At 64.7% G+C, this 20,850-nt stretch carries 17 protein-coding genes; 6 read left to right on the top strand and 11 right to left on the bottom strand.

The window, feature by feature from the left end; all coding sequences use genetic code 11:
- Positions 1-20: 20 nt before the first annotated feature.
- The 6 genes from ACOJB8_RS13865 to ACOJB8_RS13890 all read right to left on the bottom strand — a co-directional run bounded on the left by ACOJB8_RS13865 (position 21) and on the right by ACOJB8_RS13890 (position 7,272).
- Positions 21-659: an NUDIX hydrolase gene (locus tag ACOJB8_RS13865; RefSeq protein WP_475012933.1), complete on the bottom strand. Its 639-nt coding sequence runs from the start codon at positions 657-659 to the stop codon at positions 21-23.
- Positions 660-669: 10 nt separating this feature from the next.
- The gene (locus tag ACOJB8_RS13870; protein ID WP_475012935.1) at positions 670-1,395 is read right to left on the bottom strand and encodes a haloacid dehalogenase type II; all 726 of its coding nucleotides are present in this window, start codon (positions 1,393-1,395) and stop codon (positions 670-672) included.
- A gap of 281 nt (positions 1,396-1,676) precedes the next feature.
- The gene (locus ACOJB8_RS13875) at positions 1,677-2,897 is read right to left on the bottom strand and encodes an aminotransferase-like domain-containing protein (protein WP_475012937.1); all 1,221 of its coding nucleotides are present in this window, start codon (positions 2,895-2,897) and stop codon (positions 1,677-1,679) included.
- Positions 2,898-3,089: 192 nt separating this feature from the next.
- Positions 3,090-4,262 (bottom strand): NAD(P)/FAD-dependent oxidoreductase, encoded by a 1,173-nt coding sequence (locus ACOJB8_RS13880; RefSeq protein ID WP_475012939.1) that lies wholly within the window; start codon positions 4,260-4,262, stop codon positions 3,090-3,092.
- Between the two features lie 107 nt (positions 4,263-4,369).
- Positions 4,370-5,869 (bottom strand): L-piperidine-6-carboxylate dehydrogenase, encoded by a 1,500-nt coding sequence (gene amaB, locus ACOJB8_RS13885; protein ID WP_475012940.1) that lies wholly within the window; start codon positions 5,867-5,869, stop codon positions 4,370-4,372.
- A 251-nt stretch (positions 5,870-6,120) separates the two neighbouring features.
- On the bottom strand, positions 6,121-7,272 hold the full coding sequence (locus ACOJB8_RS13890) for a branched-chain amino acid ABC transporter substrate-binding protein (protein ID WP_069261996.1): 1,152 nt from the start codon (positions 7,270-7,272) through the stop codon (positions 6,121-6,123).
- A 496-nt stretch (positions 7,273-7,768) separates the two neighbouring features.
- Here ACOJB8_RS13890 and ACOJB8_RS13895 point away from each other — a divergent pair, with 496 nt between their 5' ends.
- Entirely contained in the window at positions 7,769-8,392 is a 624-nt protein-coding gene (locus ACOJB8_RS13895) for a helix-turn-helix domain-containing protein (protein ID WP_069261997.1), read from the top strand.
- Between the two features lie 10 nt (positions 8,393-8,402).
- On the opposite strand, the gene ACOJB8_RS13900 is transcribed toward ACOJB8_RS13895, so the two are convergent.
- A complete protein-coding gene (locus tag ACOJB8_RS13900; RefSeq protein WP_475012943.1) occupies positions 8,403-9,428 on the bottom strand; it encodes a 2-oxoadipate dioxygenase/decarboxylase family protein in 1,026 nt (341 codons plus the stop codon).
- Positions 9,429-9,583: 155 nt separating this feature from the next.
- Between ACOJB8_RS13900 and ACOJB8_RS13905 the strand changes: the two genes are divergently transcribed.
- The 4 genes from ACOJB8_RS13905 to ACOJB8_RS13920 all read left to right on the top strand — a co-directional run bounded on the left by ACOJB8_RS13905 (position 9,584) and on the right by ACOJB8_RS13920 (position 13,963).
- Positions 9,584-10,495, top strand: a complete 912-nt coding sequence (locus ACOJB8_RS13905; RefSeq protein WP_368604797.1) for a LysR family transcriptional regulator — start codon at positions 9,584-9,586, stop codon at positions 10,493-10,495.
- A gap of 102 nt (positions 10,496-10,597) precedes the next feature.
- Entirely contained in the window at positions 10,598-11,839 is a 1,242-nt protein-coding gene (locus ACOJB8_RS13910; RefSeq protein WP_475012945.1) for an NAD(P)/FAD-dependent oxidoreductase, read from the top strand.
- A 61-nt stretch (positions 11,840-11,900) separates the two neighbouring features.
- A complete protein-coding gene (gene lhpI, locus ACOJB8_RS13915) occupies positions 11,901-12,809 on the top strand; it encodes a bifunctional Delta(1)-pyrroline-2-carboxylate/Delta(1)-piperideine-2-carboxylate reductase (protein ID WP_368604795.1) in 909 nt (302 codons plus the stop codon).
- Positions 12,810-12,883: 74 nt separating this feature from the next.
- Complete coding sequence (locus tag ACOJB8_RS13920; protein WP_475012947.1) at positions 12,884-13,963, top strand: asparaginase; 1,080 nt, start codon at positions 12,884-12,886, stop codon at positions 13,961-13,963.
- A gap of 45 nt (positions 13,964-14,008) precedes the next feature.
- Here ACOJB8_RS13920 and ACOJB8_RS13925 read toward each other — a convergent pair whose 3' ends face one another.
- Both ACOJB8_RS13925 and gltA read right to left on the bottom strand, forming a co-directional pair.
- On the bottom strand, positions 14,009-16,288 hold the full coding sequence (locus ACOJB8_RS13925; protein WP_475012949.1) for an amylo-alpha-1,6-glucosidase: 2,280 nt from the start codon (positions 16,286-16,288) through the stop codon (positions 14,009-14,011).
- A gap of 247 nt (positions 16,289-16,535) precedes the next feature.
- Positions 16,536-17,837 carry a citrate synthase gene (gltA, locus tag ACOJB8_RS13930; protein WP_069262004.1) on the bottom strand — a complete coding sequence of 434 codons (1,302 nt, stop codon included), beginning with the start codon at positions 17,835-17,837 and terminating at the stop codon, positions 16,536-16,538.
- Positions 17,838-18,209: 372 nt separating this feature from the next.
- Between gltA and ACOJB8_RS13935 the strand changes: the two genes are divergently transcribed.
- Positions 18,210-18,611, top strand: a complete 402-nt coding sequence (locus tag ACOJB8_RS13935; protein ID WP_028203504.1) for a hypothetical protein — start codon at positions 18,210-18,212, stop codon at positions 18,609-18,611.
- A gap of 98 nt (positions 18,612-18,709) precedes the next feature.
- Here ACOJB8_RS13935 and ACOJB8_RS13940 read toward each other — a convergent pair whose 3' ends face one another.
- Both ACOJB8_RS13940 and mreB read right to left on the bottom strand, forming a co-directional pair.
- Positions 18,710-19,495 (bottom strand): alpha/beta fold hydrolase, encoded by a 786-nt coding sequence (locus ACOJB8_RS13940; RefSeq protein WP_475013059.1) that lies wholly within the window; start codon positions 19,493-19,495, stop codon positions 18,710-18,712.
- A gap of 236 nt (positions 19,496-19,731) precedes the next feature.
- Positions 19,732-20,787: a rod shape-determining protein MreB gene (mreB, locus tag ACOJB8_RS13945; RefSeq protein ID WP_475012951.1), complete on the bottom strand. Its 1,056-nt coding sequence runs from the start codon at positions 20,785-20,787 to the stop codon at positions 19,732-19,734.
- Positions 20,788-20,850: the final 63 nt, after the last annotated feature.

Below are 20,850 nucleotides of genomic sequence, written 5' to 3' on the forward strand. Positions count from 1 at the left end.
CCCGGCGTTAAAGCAAAACTTCAGTCGAATTCGACGTCACTGTTATTGCGCAGTGCATCCAGTCGTCGAATTTGTTCCGGCAGAATCCGGCCTTGGGACAAGGCTGGCAGGTTATCGATATCAAAGAACTGAGCGGCGTCGGTTTCGGCTCCGGCTATTTTCCCCGCGCGCACGATTTCCCCAAGGAAAACCAGTTTCCAGATGTGAAACACAGAAGGCGGATGCCCGTGCTTGAGCATGTCCCACACGGCCAATAGGCGAACGACGTTCACCGTGTAGCCGCTTTCTTCACGTGCCTCTTTTGCCGCGTTCTCGGCGGGCGAAACGCCCACGTCGGCCCAACCGCCGGGCAGAGACCACAAGCCGTCCACGGACTCTCGCACGAGAAGGATTTGACCGGACTGGTTGAATACGGCGCATCTGACATCGAGTTTAGGATTCGCGTATCCCGTTTCGAGAACAAACAGCGCGGCGAGATCGCTCGTTTGCATGGACGCCATTTCCGCGAGTTGCTGATGCGCGATGCTGGCGATTTCCGTGTACCGTTCCGTGTCGAATGGGCTCGTGGCGTAGTGCAACCCCGTTTGCGCAAGTGCCAGTAGCCGGCGCGCCCGCGCGAGGCGTGCTCTCAGCGATTCGTGTTCGGCGGGCGTGGGCATCAATCGCGCCTCACTTTTGCGCCGCGGCTTCCTGATGCGCCTTCGCAAAGTCCGCCATGCTGTTGAAGCGGAAAGCGACGTTCGGCAGCCATCCGGAATTCATGGTCGCGCCAAAGCCCGGCTGCGAATGACGGCGGTAAATCCAGCATGACGCCAGACCAAATTCACTGGCTGGCTTGTGGTCGTGGAAAAGACTTTCGGCTGTGTGAAGGATCTTTTCCTTCTTGATGCCACGCTCACCCAGCTTCTCGAGCATGTATTCGAAGTTTCGCGGCGATGGCTTGTACGAACCGATATCTTCCGCCGTGAAAATGGCGTCGAACGCTACTTGCAACCTTGCATTGCTGTAGCTGAAAGTTTCGTTGTCGACGTTGGAGAGTATGACCAGCTTGTAGTGCTGTTTCAGGTACTGCAGCGCGGCTACGGTGTCTTCGAATGCCGGCCAGTTCCGCACCGACTGCCCGTACGCCATGCACTCCTCGTGCGTGAAGGGCAGTCCCCATTCCTCGGCCAGCCGCTTGTAGACGATGGGCAGCAGTTCCTGGTATCGCTTGGCCGGCGTGTACTTCTGCTGCGACGACTCGTGTCGCGCATGGGCCTCCAGAACCTGGTCTCTCGACAGCGGCACCCTGGCCCGTTCGATCAGGGACTTAAGGCCAGCGAAGATGCCGCTTTCCCAATCGATCAACGTGCCGTAGCAGTCGAAAGTCAGTGTGTCGAAGTCAGTCAATTCCACGGTTACTCCTTTCGGAAGTGCATGGCGGCGATTGCCTCGAGGAAGCGTTTCCGGAAAGCATCGACTGTTCGCGCGTAAGCTTCTCGGCCAGATCGGTGTCCTTACGCGCAACCGCGACGATGATCTCCCTTGTTCCGCTGGTCAATAACTCGGCACCTCACTGTCGGCCGCTTCCTTTGGGCTGTCAACCAGGCGGTTGCCCTTACGTGGAGCGCTTCGTCGAGCTTGCACAGGCGCTCGCGTAACGGGACACGCGCGGCGCCTCATGAACCGCGCGAAATTCAGACAGGTGCCGACGTGACGTCCGCCGTTCGCGTGGCGTGCGTGGCCCGCTTCAAACGCGTCACGCCTTCGCGAATCTCATCGACGTTCGGCGCCGCAAACGAAAGGCGCAGCGACGCGGTGTCGGGCTCGTCAGCGAAGAACGCCTTGCCGGGAACGAAAATCACCTTGTTGGCAATCGCATTCGGCAAGAGCGCATCGATCGCCACACCCGGAATGCGCGCCCACACGAACATGCCGCCTTCGGGCTGATGAAACGCGATCTCGTCGCCGAATTGCGCGCGCAAGCCATCGCAAAGCGCTTCGCACTTGCGTTGATAAGCCTGCGTGATGTGCGGAAGGTGCCGTTCGAGCGAGCCCGCCGTTAGGTAGTGCGCGGCGATAGCCTGAGTCCACGGCGTACTGCACAGGTCGACGGTCTGCTTGGCGATCACGCAGCGCCGCGCGATTTCAGCGGGCGCAATAGTCCAGCCTACGCGCAAGCCAGGCGCGACGACTTTCGAAAGACTCGAGAAGTGCACGAGCCAATCGCGTGCTCCCTGCACCTCGCTTGCCAGCGCCAGCATCGACGGCACCGCGTTGCCAGCGAAACGCAGATCGCCGTACGGATCGTCTTCGACGATCACAAAGCGGTACTGAACGGCGAGACGCAGGAGCGCAAGGCGCCGCTCGCGTGTGAGCGTGGCCCCGGTGGGATTCGCGAAGGTCGGCACCGTGTACAGCAACTTGGGCCGGACGATCGCGCCCGAAGCAAGCTTCGCGGCGAGTACGTCCACGTCGAGACCGTCGCCGTCGACAGGCACCGTCACGACATGCGCCTGCTGGAGCCTGAGCGCCTGCAGCGTGGCCGGATAGGCGGGCTGCTCGGTCAAGGCCGTGTCGCCCGGATTGAGCAGCACGCGCAACAAGAGGTCGAGGCCTTGCTGTGACCCCGTGGTGACGAGCATCTCCTCAGGAGCGCAGGTCACACCGCGGCGCGCCATCAGCGCGAGCAGTTGCGTCTTCAATTCGGGCAAACCGTCGGTCGGGCCATATTGCAGACAGCGCGTGGAAGCCTGCCATGCCTGGGCCGCTGCCGCCTGCAGTCCATCGGCATCGAACAGGTCGCTGGCCGGGTAGCCCCCAGCGAAGGAAATCATGCCTGGTTCTCCCAGGTACTTGAAAAGCTCGCGAATGGGCGAACCAGCGGGATGCTGAAAGGGTGCGGTGAAATCGTACATGGCGGACATGGAGTCGATGGCGGTTAAGCGCGGCAACGGACAAGCTTCGATTGTGGTCAGCCCTCACGGGCACATCAAACGAAATCTAATCACCACGTCATGCGGTTTGCTCATCAAGCCGGCGCGCAATAAAAAAGCCCGCTGAAATCGCGGGCGCTACTTTGTGCGTTGTGCGGCCTGCCTACGCCACCGTCACACGACGTTCTTTTCGACGATCGGCCGGTTTTCCAGCACGCGCGACCAGTCGAGCGAAGACAGATCCAGCGTCGTATACCGGCCATTGAGGATCAGCTCGCTCACGCCGCGCCCGGTTGCCGGTCCCTGCTGCAGACCGTGCCCGCTGAAACCATTGGCAAACACGCAATTGTCGATAGCCGGGTGGTAACCAATGATGGCGTTCTGGTCGAGCACGTTGTATTCGTAATAACCGGACCAGCAGTTCTCCACACGCAGCGCCTCGAAGCCCGGCACGCGGTGCGCAAGCGTGGGCCAGATCACGTCGTCGAAGATGGCGTGATCGACTTCGTCGAGCGGCAGATCGTTGGGGTCGTTCTCCGCGCTCGGCGACGTTCCCGTGATGTACGTGTTGCCCTCGGGGCGGAAATACACGCCGGACGGATCGATCAGCAACGGGCAGGTGGTAAGCCGCGCCGGCGACGACACGTTGAAAATGCTGCGGCGCCGCGCATAAACCGGAATGTCGATGTCCATCATTTCCGCGAGCTTGCGCGCCCACGCGCCGGCTGCGTTCACGAGCGTGTCGCAGGCATGGCGTTCGCCGTCGCTCGCGATCACGTGCGTGACCTCGCGGCCACTGCGCACGACGCCGGTCACATCCGCCGGCACATAGCGCGCGCCGAGCGACTGCGCCTTCTTGCGCAGCGCCTGCACGAGGCCGTAGCCGTCGAACCATCCCTCGCCGCTGCGGCCATACGCGCCGCTCGCGAGATCCTCGACGTTGAGCCAGGGAAACTTTGCGTGCAGCGCGTCGCGCGACATGAGTTCGATGTCGGCACCAAGACGCGTTTGCAGCGCGTGATTCTCGCGCAGCGTCGCATCGCCCGCTTCCGTGGCGAGGAAGAGATAACCGCCCTCGTGCAGATCGATCGACGGGCGGCTGCCGTTCACTTCGAGCCGCTCGCCAATGCCGCGCAGAAACTCGATGCCGAACAGCGACATCTGGATCGACAACGGCGTGGAAAACTGCTGCCGGATCGACGCGGCCGAAAGCGCCGACGACGAGCGCGCATAACTGGGGTCGCGCTCGAACACGGTCACGGAAACCGTTGGGTCGGCTGCGCGCAGAAAATAAGCAATAGAACTACCGATTACCCCGCCGCCAACGATAACGACTTGAGAACTCACGACTTGCTCCAGATAGCGGAAAACCGCAGCGCGCATGGGATTGGGTTTGCGCGAATCGATCCATCGACCGGGCGCACGATGCACCCGGTCACGTACCTCAAACGCGCTTATTCGACGTTGAAATCGATGCCCTGCGCGAGCGGCAGCGCCGACGAATAGTTGACCGTGTTGGTCGCACGACGCATGTAAGCCTTCCACGAGTCGGATCCCGATTCGCGCCCGCCGCCCGTTTCCTTTTCGCCGCCGAACGCGCCGCCGATCTCCGCGCCGCTCGGGCCGATATTCACGTTCGCGATGCCGCAATCGCTGCCCGCGGCCGACGTGAAGCGCTCGCTCTCGCGCAGGTCCGTCGTGAATACGCACGACGACAGGCCATGGTGGGCGGCGTTGTTAGCATCGATGGCGTCGCCGAAGTCGCTGTACTTGAGGACGTAAAGAATCGGTGCGAAGGTTTCCTTCAGGACAACTTCCGTTTGCGACGGCATCTCGACAATAGCCGGGCGAACGTAGAAGCCCTTCTCGTTGCCCGCCACCGTGTGACGCTCGCCGCCGAACACCTTGCCGCCTTCGCGCTTCGCCTGCTCGAGTGCCGACTGCATGCGGGCGAACGACTGCTCGTCGATGAGCGGCCCCATCAGCGTGCCCTGCTCCAGCGGATTGCCGATCACCACCTTGCCGTAGAGCGCTTTCAGGCGCTCGATTGCCTTGTCGTACACGCTCTCGTGCACGAAGAGGCGGCGCAGCGACGTGCAGCGCTGGCCGGCCGTGCCGACCGCCGAGAACAGGATGCCGCGCAGCGCGAGTTCGAGATCGGCTGTCGGGGAGACAATGCCTGCGTTGTTGCCGCCCAGTTCGAGCAGCGTGCGGCCGAAGCGGCGCGCGACCTCGACGCCGACGGTGCGGCCCATTTCGGTGCTGCCCGTTGCGCTGACGATGTTCGAGCGCGGGTCCGCCACGAGCTTCGCGCCCACTTCACGGCCGCCGACCACGAGGCTCGTGAGGCCTTCGGGCGCATCGCCGAATTCCTTCAACACGTCCTGCATGATCTTGTGGACGGCAACCGCGGTGAGCGGCGTTTTTTCCGAAGGCTTCCAGACCACAGCGTTGCCGCACACGAGCGCGAGCGCGGCGTTCCACGACCACACGGCGACCGGGAAATTGAACGCGGAAATCACGGTACACACGCCCATCGGATGCCACGATTCGGCCATGCGGTGGCCGGGACGCTCCGAAGCAATGGTCAGACCGTAAAGCTGACGCGAGAGGCCGACCGCAAAGTCGCAGATGTCGATCATTTCCTGCACTTCGCCCAAGCCTTCCTGGAAGATCTTGCCGGTTTCCAGCGAGACGAGGCTGCCGAGCGCGCGCTTCTGTTCGCGCAGCTCGTTGCCCAGCAGGCGCACGAGTTCGCCGCGGCGCGGCGCGGGCACATTGCGCCAGGTCTTGAACGCCTCCTGCGCCTTCGCGAGCACAGCGTCGACGTCGGCCGCCGACTGGCTCGCGACGCGGCCGATCAGTTCGCCGTTGATCGGCGAATGCACGGCGATGTCGCCCGCTTCCGCGAGCTGGGAGATACCGAGATCCGAGAGGATGGAGGAGGCTTTCATAGGTAGAATCCCTTAAAAATTTCCGATACGAAACATTGCTACTTTAGGAAACTATACACGCGCAATTTTGCGGCGACAACACGAAAATCGACGGGAATTTCGCTATGCCGCGTGTACCGCTTCCGCCCCGCTTTGCGCCATGAAAATGGCATGTGCCCGCACTGCGGGCACACCTTTGTTTTCCTATTGGAAACAATGCATTGGGGCGCCGGCAGTGCCGGCGCCCTTCAAGGTAGCAGAGGCGTGTGATCTCAGTCCGCGGTTCGCGTCGTGACCGGCACCCACGCCACGTTCTTGACCTGATACAGCGTCGAACTCGGGCTCTTCAGGTCGCCCTGGGCGTTGAAAGCGATCTTGCCCGTAATGCCGTCGTAGTTCGTGGCCTTGAGCGCGGCGTTGAACTGCGCGGGCGTCGCCGAGCCGGCCTTCTCCATCGCCGTGATCGCGACCCACGCCGCGTCGTAGGCGAACGGCGCGTAGGCGAGCATGTCGATGCCGTACTTCTGCTTGAACTTCGCCTCGAAGCCCCTACCCTTGGGCAGCGTGCCGAGCGGCTGGCCGTATTCCCACACCGAAGCGCCATCGGCGGAATCGCCGGCGAGCTTGATGAAGTTCGCGTCCATGACGCCGCCGCCCGCGAGGAATTGCGCTTTCAGGCCAAGCTGGCGCATGCGCTTGACGATCATGGCGGCCTGCGCGTCGAGGCCGCCGAAGAACACGAGATCCGGATTCGTGCGCTTGATGCTCGTGAGCTGGGCGCTGAAATCCACCGCCTTGTCGTTCGTGAACTCGCGCGCGACGATCGTGCCGCCGCTTGCCTTCACGGCCTTCTCGAACTCGTCGGCTTCACCCTGGCCGAAGGCCGTGCGATCGTCGATGATGGCAATGCGTTTCGCCTTCGTCACCGTCGCCGCATAGTTGCCCGCGTTGCCTGCGTTTTGCGAGTCGGTGGCGATCACGCGGTAGATGGTCGGCGCGCCGCTTTGCGTGATGGCCGGGTTGGTGGCGGCCGGCGTGATCATCGGAATGCCCGCCTTCGCGTAGATCTTCGAGGCCGGCAGCGTCGTGCCCGAATTGAAGTGGCCGATCACGACGGCCACGTTGTCATCCACGAGTTGCTGCGCGACCTGCACGCCGATGCGCGGATCGCTCTGGTCATCCTGCGAGTCGATCACGAACTTGACCGGCTTGCCGCCGATGGTGGGATGCGCGGCGTTGGCTTCGTCCACGGCCAGACGCACGCCGTTCTCGATGTCCTTGCCATACGCTGCCCCGCCGCCCGTAAGCGGGCTGGCCACGCCGATCTTCACGACCATTTCCTGAGCGCTCACCGCGCCGGCAACCAACATCAACGACGCTGCGATCGCGCAGCCACGACGAGAAGCGAGGAAACGAGGAGACATGCGATATTCCTTCGGTATCTGGAGCCGGCACGTGATGCGTTCGAATGGTCGCGCGGACCTTCGGCGCACTGGATTCGTCCCGCGATGCCGAGCGGCGGGACGTAAGCGGATTGTCGGCAGCCGTGCAGGCGGCATCAAACGAAATCTAATCACCACGTAATGCGCTTTTCTCATCAAGCCCGTCCACGCGGGGAATACGGCAAGGCGTGACGCGGGCCCCGCTGGCATTGGGAAATACCCGATAACGCCGATATGCCCCCTGTGCGTGGATGCCATGCGAGCCCGGATCGAGCGCACGCCAGCCCTTGCGCCGTCTGGGTTTGCGTCAGAAATCATCAACTTCGGGGCGATCGATTTACTTAGCCATGCTTGTTAATTGCTGGATGGCGCGCCAAACGTCGCGCGATACGCAAATGTTATTATCGGAAACATAGAGTACGATACGAACCATCAGCGAACCATCAGCGAACCACCAGCGAACACCCCGAGTTCCCGAATGGAAACCCCGTCCCTCAAGGCCGCCGAGAATGCTTCGGCGGAGCTGGGCAAGCGCGTCAAGGCGGCCCGGCTGAAGCACGATTACACGCTCGAGGCCGCCAGCCGCGTGTGCGGCGTGTCGCGCTCCACGCTCTCGAAGGTGGAAAACGGCGTCATGTCGCCGACGTTCGACGTGCTCCAGAAGATCGTTCACGGTCTGAAGATCGACCTCGGCGAACTGTTCGGCTCGGCGCCCAGGCCGCGCGCGAGCGGACGCCGCGCGCTCACCCGCAAGGGCGATGGGCAACAGCATTCAGCAGGCTGTTATCAGATGGAGTTGCTGGCGACGGAACTCGCCCACAAGGCGATGCACCCGTTTCGCATTCGCGTGACGGCGCACTCGCTCGACGAGTTCACGGAATGGGGCCGGCATGAAGGCGAGGAATTTCTCTTCATATTGAGCGGCTCGGTGTGTCTCTACTCCGAGCTTTACGCACCGACACATCTCGAAACCGGCGACAGTCTCTATTTCGACAGCCGCACGGGGCATGCGGCCGTCTCAACGAGCGAAGAGGACGCCGAAGTCCTCTGGCTCATCAACGAACCGCACCCGGACACGCAGGACGGCGCGCCGGGCGTTTGATCCTTCATGCTTACGCGGCGTTCGCGGTCATCTTGAAGATGCCCGTGGCGTTACCCGCATCGAAGCGCAGATCGGTCTGCCAGCGCCGCGTGACCTGATCGAACGTGCGCTTGCGCGTGATGAACTCGTAGAACGAGCCCGGCACCTCGCGCGTCACGCGCTGGCCGTCCGCCGCGCGAAACTCGCGCGTCACGGTGTCGGCTCGATAGGCCGTCTGAAACACGCGGCCCGAGCGCGAAGTCTCGACGCTGGGCTTCATCGGGCGCCCCTTGGCCTTCTCGTCGTCCGAAAGCTGAAATACGTCTTCCACGCGGTCGGTCGCGTGATTGAAGGCGTTGCCTTCCGTCGCGATCCATGCCATTTCCGCCGATTCCTGCAGCAATGTCTCGTAGTCCGAAATAGATGGCACGTCGTGCTGTCGTGCGAATGCACCGACGATCACGGGCAGCAGTTGCAGCGCCGCGTCGAGCGGCAGCGAGCCGTCGCGTTCCAGTTCGGAGAGCTGCGCCGCGGCCAGCGGCGTAAGCGGATCTTTCGATGCGCCCACCACGTTCGTCACGGCTTGCTGGAACGCCGCCGAAAAGCGCTCGGGGTGCAGCTCGCTCACGAAGAACTGCGCGATCTCGTCGGGTGCGTCTTCGTGGGCGTAGGCGCGCCCCGTCATGCCGAGCTTGTCAAGCGGATAGCGGCCATTCAGGCGAAAGCCGAGCGGCCGCAGAATGCGCGTGAACGCCGCTTCGCCGGGCGGCAGCGCGCCGTTCTGTGCCCAGCGCACCGTGCGCAGCGCGCCATGGTCGAAGTACACCGCACCGCCCTGCGCCACCGTGTCGTTCGTGTACGTGCGGCCGTTGGGAGAGCGCTCCAGCAGGTCTTCGAACAGCGCCATGTTCATCGCCTGGGCGAGTTCGGCACGCGTGACGGTGCCGCTTTCCCAGTCGCCGAGCATCGACGGAAAGTTCAGCGTTGCAAACAGGGTTTCAGTTTTCTCGCGGCCCAGCAGCGCGGACAACAAGCGTTCTACGTTCGAATTGCGCATCACCAATCTCACAGGAAACGACCGCCTGGCGGCAGTCATCAAAGGGGCCTCTGGCCATCGGTTTCGGCCAGCTATACGTAAAACGCATTATTCAAATGGTTGCGCACCGCGTAAAGCGAGTTTAAATTGTCACTTGATGAGTTTCTGGAATCACCATGCGCAAGTTCAAGATCCCGAATATCGGCGCGCTGACGGCCTTCGAAGCCGCGGCGCGGCACGAGAGCTTCACTCACGCCGCCAAGGAGCTGTTCCTCACCGAAAGCGCGGTCTCGCGCCAGATCGCCACGCTCGAATCGAATCTCGGCGTGCGCCTGTTCGTGCGCGCCAAACAGCGGGTCGTGCTCACGCGCGCGGGCCGGCTCTATAGCACCCAGGTGCGGCGTGCGCTCGAAAACCTCGATCGCGACACGCTCTCCATCATCGCGCACGGCAGCGGCGGCGGTTATCTGGAGCTCGCCGTGCTGCCGACCTTCGCGTCCGAATGGCTGCTTCCGCGCCTCAAGGACTTCTACGACCGCACGCCCGACGTGCGCGTGAACATGGGCGTGCGCACCGAGACGTTTTCGTTCGAGGAGTCGCATTTCGAAGCCGCGATCCACTACGGCAAGCCGACCTGGCCCGGCACGTCCTCCGACTTTCTGTTCGGCGAGGAAGTGGTGCCCGTCTGTTCTCCGTCACTGCTTGCGCGCCCCGTCAAGAAGGCGCACGAACTGCTCGCCTACCCGCTGCTGCACTCCACCACGCGCCCCGACGCCTGGACGCGCTGGTTCTCCGACCTCGGCGTGGAAGACAACGCCACCATGCACGGCGTGCGCTACGAACTGCACACGATGCTGATCGCCGCGGCCGCCGCCGGCCTCGGCGTGGCGCTCGTGCCGAAGTTCTTCGTTGAAGGCCAGCTCGAGCGGTTCGGCGTCGTCATTCCGTTCGAAGCCCCTGCTATTGCCGATGGCGGCTACTACTTCGTCTATCCCACCGAACTCAGCCACGGCAAGCCACTCGAGATGTTCCGCGCGTGGCTGCTCGAGCAGGCGAGCGCCTACAACGCTTCGCAAGTGCAACGCTGATCGGCGGGTCGAGTACGCGTGATATACGATCAGAAAAAAGTTTCCTATAGGAAATAGTTGAGTTAGCATCGGACCAAATTACTTCTTCGTCGCGAGACTGACATGGAAGATGTCGTCGTCATCGGTGCAGGCATCATCGGGGTCTGCGCCGCGCTCAATCTGGCGCAGCGTGGCATGCGCGTGCATATCGACGACAGCGCGCCGCCCGGTTCGGGCTGCTCGTTCGGCAACGCGGGCCTGATCGCGGTCGATCACGTCGCGCCGCTCGCGAGCCCCGAGACGATGGCCGGTCTGCCCCGCATGCTGCTGCGCCGCGACAGCCCGCTGCGCCTGCACAAACGCAGCCTGCCGCGCATGGCGCCGTGGGTGCTGGAGTTCGCCGCGCAGGCGCAGCGCCCGCGCTTTCGGCGCAACACGCGTGCGCTCGCGAGTCTCGTGACCGGTGCGGCGCAGGCCTGGCGTCGTCTGCTCGATCAGCACATCGCCGCCGACCTCTTTCGCGACATCGGCTCGCTCTACGTGTTCGAGCAACCCGTTGCGCACGCAACGGAACGCGCGCAACTCGATCTGCTCGACCGGCACGGCGTGCGCTACGTGAATCTCACAGCGGAGCAGGTACGGCGCGACTATCTACCGTCGCTCACGCCGCATATCAGCCATGCGCGCTACTTTCCCGGCATGGCCTCGGTCACGAATCCGCAGCAGGTCGTCGAGCGCATTTTCGAGGCGGCGCTCGCAGCGGGCGCGAGATTCACGCGCGCAGCCGTCGATGCGTTGCGCGCCCTCCCCGATGGCCATATCGGCGTCACGCTGAGCGGCGCGACGCACCCAGCCGCCAAGGTGCTGATCGCAGCCGGCTCGCGCAGCGCCGAACTTGCAGAGCAACTGGGCGCCAGGATTGCGCTGACCAACGAGCGCGGCTATCACGTGCAGGTCGGCGCGCCCTCGCAAGACACGCTGCGCGTGCCCGTGAGCTTCGTCGAGCGCGGCTTCACCTGTAACCCGATGGCGCAAGGTATCCGGCTTGCCGGCACCGTCGAACTCGGCGCGCGCGGCGCACCCGACTGGCGCCGCGCCGACATGCTCGCCACGCAATTCCAGACGCTCTTTCCCGGCGCGCCCGCGGTGCAGGTCGCAAGCCGCTGGTACGGCGAGCGCCCCACGCTGCCCGACTATCTGCCGATGATCGGCGAGATGCGCGGCGCACGGAACGTGTTCGTCGCGACCGGCCATCAGCATCTGGGCCTCACGCTCGGGCCGCTCAGCGGCGAACTCGTCGCACAATTGATGGCGCGCGAGACGCCCGCCGTCGATCTCGCGCCGTTTCGCATCGACCGCTTTTGAGGCCGGCGGCAGGAACGCACGCCGCCCCACACACGCATCATTCATCAGGAGAGAAGATTCGATGGAGCCCATCGCGATTTACGACGCAACCGCCACGGCGCGACTGCTCGACTTCGGCGTGCTGCTCGACGCCCTCGCCACGGCCGCGCAGGATCACGACGCGGGCCGCATTCACGCGCCCGTGCGCACGGGCGTGCCGCTCAAGGGCAACGGCGTCATGCTTTCGATGCCCGCCAGCGCCGACGACATTGCCATCCACAAGCTCGTGAGCGTGTGCCCGGCCAACACGGCGCTCGGCATGCCGACCATCTTCGGCGCGGTGACGGTGTGCAACGGCGCGACGGGTCAGCCGGAGTTCATCCTCGACGGCCCGACCGTCACCGGGCGCCGCACCGCGGCGCTCTCCATGCTGGGCGTGCGCCTCTTTCACCCCGGCGCGCCGCGTGCATTCCTGGTCATCGGCACCGGACAGCAGGCGCGATTTCATGCCCAGGCGATCGGCCAGCTGTATCCGTCGGCGACGCTCTACGTGAAAGGCCGGACCGAAGCGTCCGAACAGGCATTCCGCGCCCACTTCGCGCAGGCTGGCGTGGACGTGACGCCCGCGCACGGTGCGGCTCCGAAAGAAGTCGACGTCGTCATCGCCGCGACAACGAGCAAGACGCCCGTGTACGACGAAGCGGCACGCAAGGACCGGCTCGTGATCGGCGTGGGCGCCTTCACGCCGGACGCGGCGGAAATCGCCCAGGACACGGTGCGTGCGAGCTGCGTGTTCGTCGACGATTTCGCAGCCGCGCGCGAAGAAGCCGGTGACCTGCTGCAGGCAGGCGTCGACTGGGCGAACGTGCGCACGATCGGCTCCGCTGTAACGGACGGGGCGGCACATGACGGCGGTCCGGTGCTGCTGAAGACCGTCGGCAGCGGCGCCTGGGATCTCGCCGCGTGCCGCGTGGCCCGGCAAATGCGCTGACCCGCACGCGCGGATTAGACTCGCACATCGACCGCGCAGCACGATCCCATCCGAGACCCAAGGCAAACGGCACCATGACGACGAGCGCTCCCCAACCCGCCGTGAAAGTCCTGCGCGGCGATGTCATCGAAACCACGCATATCGCCCACATTGCCGTGGTCGACGCCCAGGGCCGCCTGCTCTACGCGCTCGGCGACCCGCATCGCATGACGCTCGTGCGCTCGGCGGCCAAGCCCGCGCAGGCGCTCGCCGTGGTCGAAACCGGCGCGCTCGAGCGCTTTGGCTTCGACGACGCCGATCTCGCGCTCATGTGCGCCTCGCATAGCAGCGAGGACCGCCATATCGAGCGGACGCGCGCGATGCTCGCCAAGGTGTCCGCCACGGAATCGGATTTGCGCTGCGGCGGCCATGTGCCGATCTCCGACGCCGTCTACAAGGCGTGGATCAAACGCGACTTCACGCCGGGCGCGGTGTGCAGCAATTGCTCGGGCAAGCACGCGGGCATGCTGGCCGGCGCCCGCGCCATCGGCGCGGCGCTGGCCGATTACCATCTGCCTTCACACCCCTTGCAGCAACACGTGAGGCGGGTCGTGGCCGAGGTTTGCGATCTTCCCGAGACGGGCGTCGAGTGGGGCATCGACGGCTGCAATCTGCCCACGCCCGCCTTCCCGCTCGACCGGCTCGCCCGCCTGTTCGTGAAGCTCGCCGATGCGCAGGACCACGCGGCCTTGCCGGGCTCGGCCGCGGCCGATGCGCGCTCGCAGGCGCTCGCCCACATCTATCGCGCCATGACGTCGTATCCGGAACTCGTGGCGGGCGAAGGCCGCTTCTGCACGACGCTCATGAGCGCGTTCGAAGGCGCGCTCGTCGGCAAGCTCGGCGCGGCGGGCAGTTATGCGATTGGCGTGCGCGCAAGCGCGGCGACCGCAACGCATACGGGCGGCCCGGCATTGGGTATCGCGGTGAAGATCGAGGACGGCGATTTGACCGCGCTCCATGCCACCGTCGTGGAAGTGCTCAGACAACTGGGCATCGGCACGCCACAACAGCTGGCACAACTAAGCAAATTCGAAGCCCCGCGCATCGTCAACACGATGGGCGTCGAGACGGGTTGCGTCGCGCCGCAGTTCTCACTCGAGCGCGTCGCTTCGTAGCCAGCACAAAATGAGCGCGCGGGCTTTGCAAGCCCGCGCCAAGATTCACAGCAACGCCACGACTTTCACGTCGCTGCGATCGGCCGATGCCACCACCTTGCCGTCCACACGGCGGAACATGAGCGTCACCGTATTCTTGCCCACACGCAGATCGTCCACTTCCAGCCAGTCGATGCCTTCGGGCAGCATGGGCTGCTCGACACGCACCTCGTTGCGCGCCGCGTCGATCGTCACGCCAAGACACGCTTCGAGCATCATGAACGGCGAGCCCGCGGCCCAGGCTTGCGGCAGGCAGGCCACCGGATACGCGGTGGGCGGCTCGCCGCGCCGGCGCGGGAACCCGCAGAACAGTTCGGGCAGACGCATGTCGAACGTCACCGCAGCCTCGAACAGCGCCTGCAAGAGGCGCACTGCTGCCGCCTTGCGGCCATAGCGCGCGAGACCGCGTGCGCACAGCGCGTTGTCGTGCGGCCAGACCGAGCCATTGTGGTACGCCATGGGATTGAAACGCGCCTGGCCCGCCGCGAGCGTACGCACGCCCCAGCCCGTGTGAAACAGCGCCGATTCGAGCACTTCCGCCACGGCGCGGCCGCGCTCCTCCTCGGGCAGCCCGAAGGCGAGCAGATGTCCGGCGTTCGACGCGAGCACGCGGCACAGATCGCCGTGGCCATCGAGCGCAATGCCGTAGAACTCCGACTCCGGCATCCAGAACTTCTCCTCTACGCAGAGGCGGATTTTGGCGGCGCGCGCGGCGTAGCGCGCTGCGTCTTCGATCTGGCCGCGATGCGTGGCGAAGCGCGACATCGTTTCGAACGCAGCGCTCGCATATGCCTGCACTTCGACGAGCGCAATCGGGCCATCGGGGAAACGGCCGTCCGCGTGGAATACAGAGTCGTGGCTGTCCTTCCAGCCCTGGTTCGCGAGCCCGCCCTCCGATTCGCGCCGGTAGTCGAGCAGACCGAGTTTATTGCGGTCGCATACACCTGCGACCCAGGCCGCCGCACGCTCCAGCGCCGGCCATAACTCGTCGATCAGCGAAACGTCGCCCGTGCGTTCGACATAAGCGCCCGCCAGCACGACGAAGAGCGGCGTGGTGTCCACCCCGCCGTAGTAGAGCGCAAACGGCACTTCGCCTGTGGCGGCCATCTCGCTCTTGCGCATTTCGTGCATGATCTTGCCGACCGCCGCGTCGCGGAACGCCGAATCCTCGCGCGCCTGATGTTCCGCGAGAAAACGCAGCACGCCCTGCGCGAGCGCGGGCGTGAGCCACAGCGTCTGCAGCGAGGTGATGACCGCGTCGCGGCCGAACGGCGTGGAAAACCATGGAATGCCCGCATACGGATACGGGCCGGTCGGCAGGTCGGTGGTGAGCAGACCGAGGTCGGCGATCGAGCGGTTGATCCACGCATTGAAGAGCGGATTGCTCGAACGCAAGTGCGCCGCCGCTCGGCGGCGTTCGCGCATCACGATATGCGAATCCACCAGCGCGGCGCGCTGAGCGGCGCGGCCCACGCGCTGCTCCTGCGAGTCCGCGAGGCAATGCGGCGGCTGGAAGATGCCCGCGCTCTGTGTGCCGGGCGCGGCGCCGGGCATGGCCTCGACTTCGATCGCCACCGTGAGATAGATCGAGACGCAGGCCTGCGCGGGCAGATCGACCGTGAAGTCGGCGCGATCGGCGAGGAGTTTGTTCGGCGTGGGCGAGAACTCGATACGCACGCGCCGCGCAACCTTGTCGAGGCCGATGTATTCGAGCCGGACTTCGCCGTCTTCGACTCGCGGCGGCATGAGCGTGCCGCGTTTTTCGCGCTTCAGGCCGCGTACTTCGAACATGTCGCGGAAGTCGCTCGCGAACGAGATGGAAAGCGGCACCACGGCGTCTTCCGTGCCGTAGTTCGTGAGCTCGATGGCCTCGGTCATCATCGTGCCGGAGAGCACGCGCTCGCGCTGCACGTGAATCACGCCTTCGGGCGTGGTACTGCCGCCGAGCGGCGGCAGCGGACGATTGGTCAGGTGGGCCGTGAACACGGCGTTGTCGCTGCTCACGCTGCCCGAGAGCAGTGAGGGCACGCGTCCGCCGAAAGTGAGGCGCAGCGACGAGAGCACGCGCGTGTCGTTGACGAACAGGCCGTCGTCGATGCCGGTGATGTCGCCGAGCGGATCGTTGACGATGAAGGTGCCGCCCGACTTCAGCACATGCTGGTCGGCGCTTGCGACCTCCGGCGTTTCGGGCGCGATGAACGCGCTGTCGGTTTCCCGCGTGTCCTGGTCGGGATGATCCACGCCGCTTGAGCGCGTGACGCCGCCGAGTGTTTCAGGATCCTGCATTGCGTGCCTCCTGGGTGCCATGCAAAGGGTTACGGTACGGTTCGCTTGCGGTTGATTGTAGTGGCTTCGGCGCACGTGTTGGGCGAATGCGCAAAGAACGGCCGAAAGATACGCGCGAAATGAGTGGCAAATCGCAGTGCGGAGCAAGGAACGTGCGCGGAAAAAATTGCGGGCGCCGGCACGACGTAACGTGCGGGCGCCCGTGGAGGCCATGCGCTCGCGCCGGAAGCGGCGCGCGCCGTGAGGATCAGCGTTGCGAAATCGGCTTCGCGACGCGCGGCGTTTCGCCGATGAAGAGTTGGCGCGGACGGCCGATTTTCTGCTCGGGGTCGGCGATCATTTCGTTCCACTGCGCGATCCAGCCCACCGTGCGTGCCATCGCGAAGATGCAGGTGAACATCGAGGTCGGGATGCCCAGCGCGCGCTGCACGATGCCCGAGTAGAAGTCGACGTTCGGGTACAGCTTGCGCGACACGAAATATTCGTCTTCCAGCGCGATCTTTTCGAGCTGCATGGCGAGCTTGAACAAAGGATCGTCGTGCAGGCCCAGTTCGTTGAGCACTTCGTAGCACGTTTCGCGCATGAGCTTCGCACGCGGGTCGTAGTTCTTGTACACGCGGTGGCCGAAGCCCATCAGCTTCACGCCCGAGTTCTTGTCCTTCACCTGCTCGATGAACTTCGGGATGTTATCGACCGAGCCGATTTCTTCGAGCATGTTCAGTGCGGCTTCGTTCGCACCACCGTGCGCCGGGCCCCACAGGCAAGCGATGCCCGCGGCGATACACGCGAACGGATTCGCACCCGACGAACCGGCCAGACGCACGGTAGACGTCGAAGCGTTCTGCTCGTGGTCGGCGTGAAGGATGAGAATGCGGTCGAGCGCGCGCACGAGCACATCGTTGACCTTGTACTCCTCGCTCGGCGCGGAGAACATCATGCGCATGAAGTTCGCGCTGTACGACAGGTCGTTCTGCGGATACACGAACGGCTGGCCGATCGAGTACTTGTACGCCATGGCGACGAGCGTCGGCAGCTTCGCGATCATACGGATCGCCGACACCTCACGATGCTCCGCGTTGTTGATGTCGAGCGAGTCGTGATAGAACGCGGACAGCGCGCCGACCGCCGCCACCAGAATCGCCATCGGATGTGCGTCACGGCGGAACCCCCGGAAAAAGAAGTGCATCTGCTCGTGAACCATCGTGTGGTTCGTCACCGAGGCCACGAATTCGTCCTTCTGCTGCTGCGTGGGCAGCTCGCCCTTGAGCAGGAGGTAGCAGCTTTCGAGGAAGTCGGCGTTTTGCGCGAGGTTGTCGATCGGGTAGCCGCGGTAGAGCAGCTCGCCCTTGTCGCCGTCGATATAGGTGATCGCCGAGTTGCACGACGCCGTGGACATGAAGCCCGGGTCATACGTGAACATGCCGGTCTGGCCGTACAGCTTGCGGATGTCGATCACGTCCGGGCCCTGGGTGCCCTTGTAGACCGGCAACTGCACGCCTTCAGCGTGGCCGGGAATCGTGAGCGTGGCGTGTGTCTTCGAATCGATCATTGTGTGTCCTTGAATTGCTGTCACATCGCAATACTTCGCGCATAACCTCGCGCAACAGGACGCAGCCGCCGGAATGGCCGGCATCGCTGCGACCGCTTGCCGCATTCTACGGCGCGGTGCAGCATCGATTGATAGTGCAGCCAGCAACAATCCCTCTTCAACGCCGCAACACTGCGAAGCTTGCGGCTTCCTTAACGCCGATTCCTGCAACAATATTTTGCTCTTGCAGCGCAACATGTCGCACCCCATCTTTGCGATACTGCTTGACATGCAAGGGTTTTCCATTACTTGCATTTTGTAATCCAGCCTGATCTCACGGGCGGCCGTTTTCACCGCCACGCGCGCTTAAAGCAAAACGTAAGGAAGCAACAGATGAACATCTCGGTCGATACCCTGTTCGCAGAAGACGAACAAGCAGAGGGCGCCGTTGTCACGGCACTCAATCACCAGGACATCGTGGTCGCACTGTCGGCTGCGCTCGCCAGCGAACGCGTGGCCGTGCTGCACATGCTGTATCCGCGCACCGACGCGCGCACGCACCGCAGCCTCGATCACCTCGTGGACGCGCTCAACGGCCACGGCCTGCACCAGGTCGCCCGCCTCGTTTCGCAGGAAGCGCACTATCTCGTGTTCAAGGATCCGGTGAAGGCATGGAAGGCCTTCCACGAAATCCGCAACGATTCGCTCGCGATCGGCGTGCACCTCTACTACGCGGGCCTCGTCGGCGAGGCTGCCGAGCACAAGCTCGACGCCCACGCGCACGGCCGCGACTAGGCGAGAGTCCTTCGGACTACGGTATTTCTCGCAGCAACGAAAAGGGGCGGCCGCATCGCGTGGCCGCCCCTTTTTCGCATCGCGTGAATCAGCGCGCGTCAGCGCCCGTGGCCGCTCACGAAGCGGTCGATCAACTCGTTGAACGCCGCGGGCCGCGCCAGATTCATCCCATGCGATGCGCCCGCCACACTCGCGCGGCGCGCATCGGGCAGCCAGGCGTCGAGCGCGGCCACGGCCCGATGAAACACTTCCGGGCTCAGCTCGCCGTCGATCAACAGCACGGGGCATTGCACCTCGGCGGCTTGCTCGCGCGAATACGCAGGCAGCGGATCCTGAAACTGCGGCCCAAGCGTGTGTGCGTTGTCGGTGGCCATGCGGCGAAACCCATGTGTGCTCTTCACCCAGAAGCCGGGCCGGCTCACCGAATCGACGAACAACTCCAGCCCCGCGTCCACCTGGCCCGACTCGATCAGCGCCACGGCGCGGGCGCGCAGCGCATTGACGTTCTCGGGCAGCGTGGCGAGCGTCTGGCCCGGCTGCTGGACCGGCCCGCCAGGATCGGCGAGCGTGAGCGTGCGCACGTGCTGCGGATGGCGCCGCGCGAACTGGAACGACACGAGGCCGCCGCGCGAATGCCCGATCACATGCGCCGGGCCGGCGCCCAGGGCATCGACGAACGCCGCAAGCTCATCCGCATGCTGCCGCCAGCTGAACGGCAGGCCGCGTGCCGCCTCCGCGGCGGGCCAGTAGTGCGTGAGACTCACCGAGACACAGCGATACTGCTGCGCGAGGCCGGCCAGCTGCGGCTGCCAGTAGCGGTAGTCGCAAAGCGAGCCGTGCACGAAGAGAAGAAGTTCGCCCGCGCCTCGTTCGACATAGGGCATGGGCAGGCCGCCGGGCAGTTCGATGAACGTACCGGGGGCCGGAAAGGCGGCTGGATTCACGGCTGGACGATGTGGAGACAACGGGACAGCGGCGCATTGCAACGGACAACGGCCTACGGGCAGTCCATCGCGGCGCACGCCGGCAAAGTGGCGTATTGTCCCATGCCCGCGGCGCCAACAGCGGTCAAGCCGGCGCCCTCGCGAAGCGGCCTTGCCTCGTGCGCCGGCTTGGGCCGTTATTCGACCATTTCGAAAGCGTGCTCGCTCATGAGCGAGGCCGCCGCGCCCGCGCCGCGCACCGCGCAGGTGAGCGGCTCGTCGGCCACGCGCACCGTCACGCCAAGTTCGGAGGCTAGGCACTGGTCGAGCCTGCCGAGCAGCGAACCGCCGCCCGTGAGCACGATGCCGCTATCGGCGATATCGGTGACGAGTTCGGCGGGCGCGGTCTCCAGCACCTGCCGCACCGTGTTGATCACCACGCGCAACGGCGCGGCGAGCGCGTCCACCACGTCGTGGCTCGTGATCTCGACCGTGCGCGGCAGACCGTCTTCCATGCTGCGTCCGGTCGCGCGGATGCGCTCGATGGGCTCGCCGTAGAGCGCGCAGCCAATCGTCTTTTTCACGTGTTCCGCGGTCTGTTCGCCCAGCACGACGCCATAAAGCGTGCGCACATGATCGACGATGGCGCGGTCGAACTGGTCGCCGCCCACGCGCACCGAACCGCTGCACGCCACGCCGCCTAGCGCGACGATGCCCACTTCCGTCGTGCCGCCGCCGATATCGACGACCATCGAGCCCGTCGCCGCGTGCACCGGCAAACCCGCACCGAGCGCCGAAGCCAGCGACTCGCCGATCAGGTTCACGCTCGCCGCGCCTGCCGCGAAGGCCGCCTCGCGAATCGCGCGGCGCTCGACGCGCGTCGCGCCCGCCGGCACGCACACCGTGAATGCCGCACGGCGGCCGAGCAGACGGCGCGGCTGCGCCATCGCCACGAAGCGGCGCATCATGTGTTCGGCAGCAGAGAAGTTGGCGATCACGCCGTGCGAGAGCGGCCGCACCGTCTCCATATTGGCCGGGGCGCGGCCAAGCAGATCCTTCGCCTCGCGGCCCACCGCGGCCACCGTCGTCTCGCTCGCCCCCGCGCGCCGCTCGAAGCAGACCACGGAGGGCTGGTTCAGCACGATGCCCTTGTCGGCGGTGTAGATGAGCGTGTTGGCCGTACCGAGATCGAGCGCCACGTCCTGGCGGAACAGCCTTTTGGAAAAAATGGATTGCGGCTTGGCTCGGGCCATATTGGTCTGAAGTTCGGTTCTTTTTGGCGACCCGGCAGACGACGCGCCGCCGGATGGCATTCC

The sequence above is a fragment of the Paraburkholderia sp. BR10141 genome, from assembly GCF_056155635.1.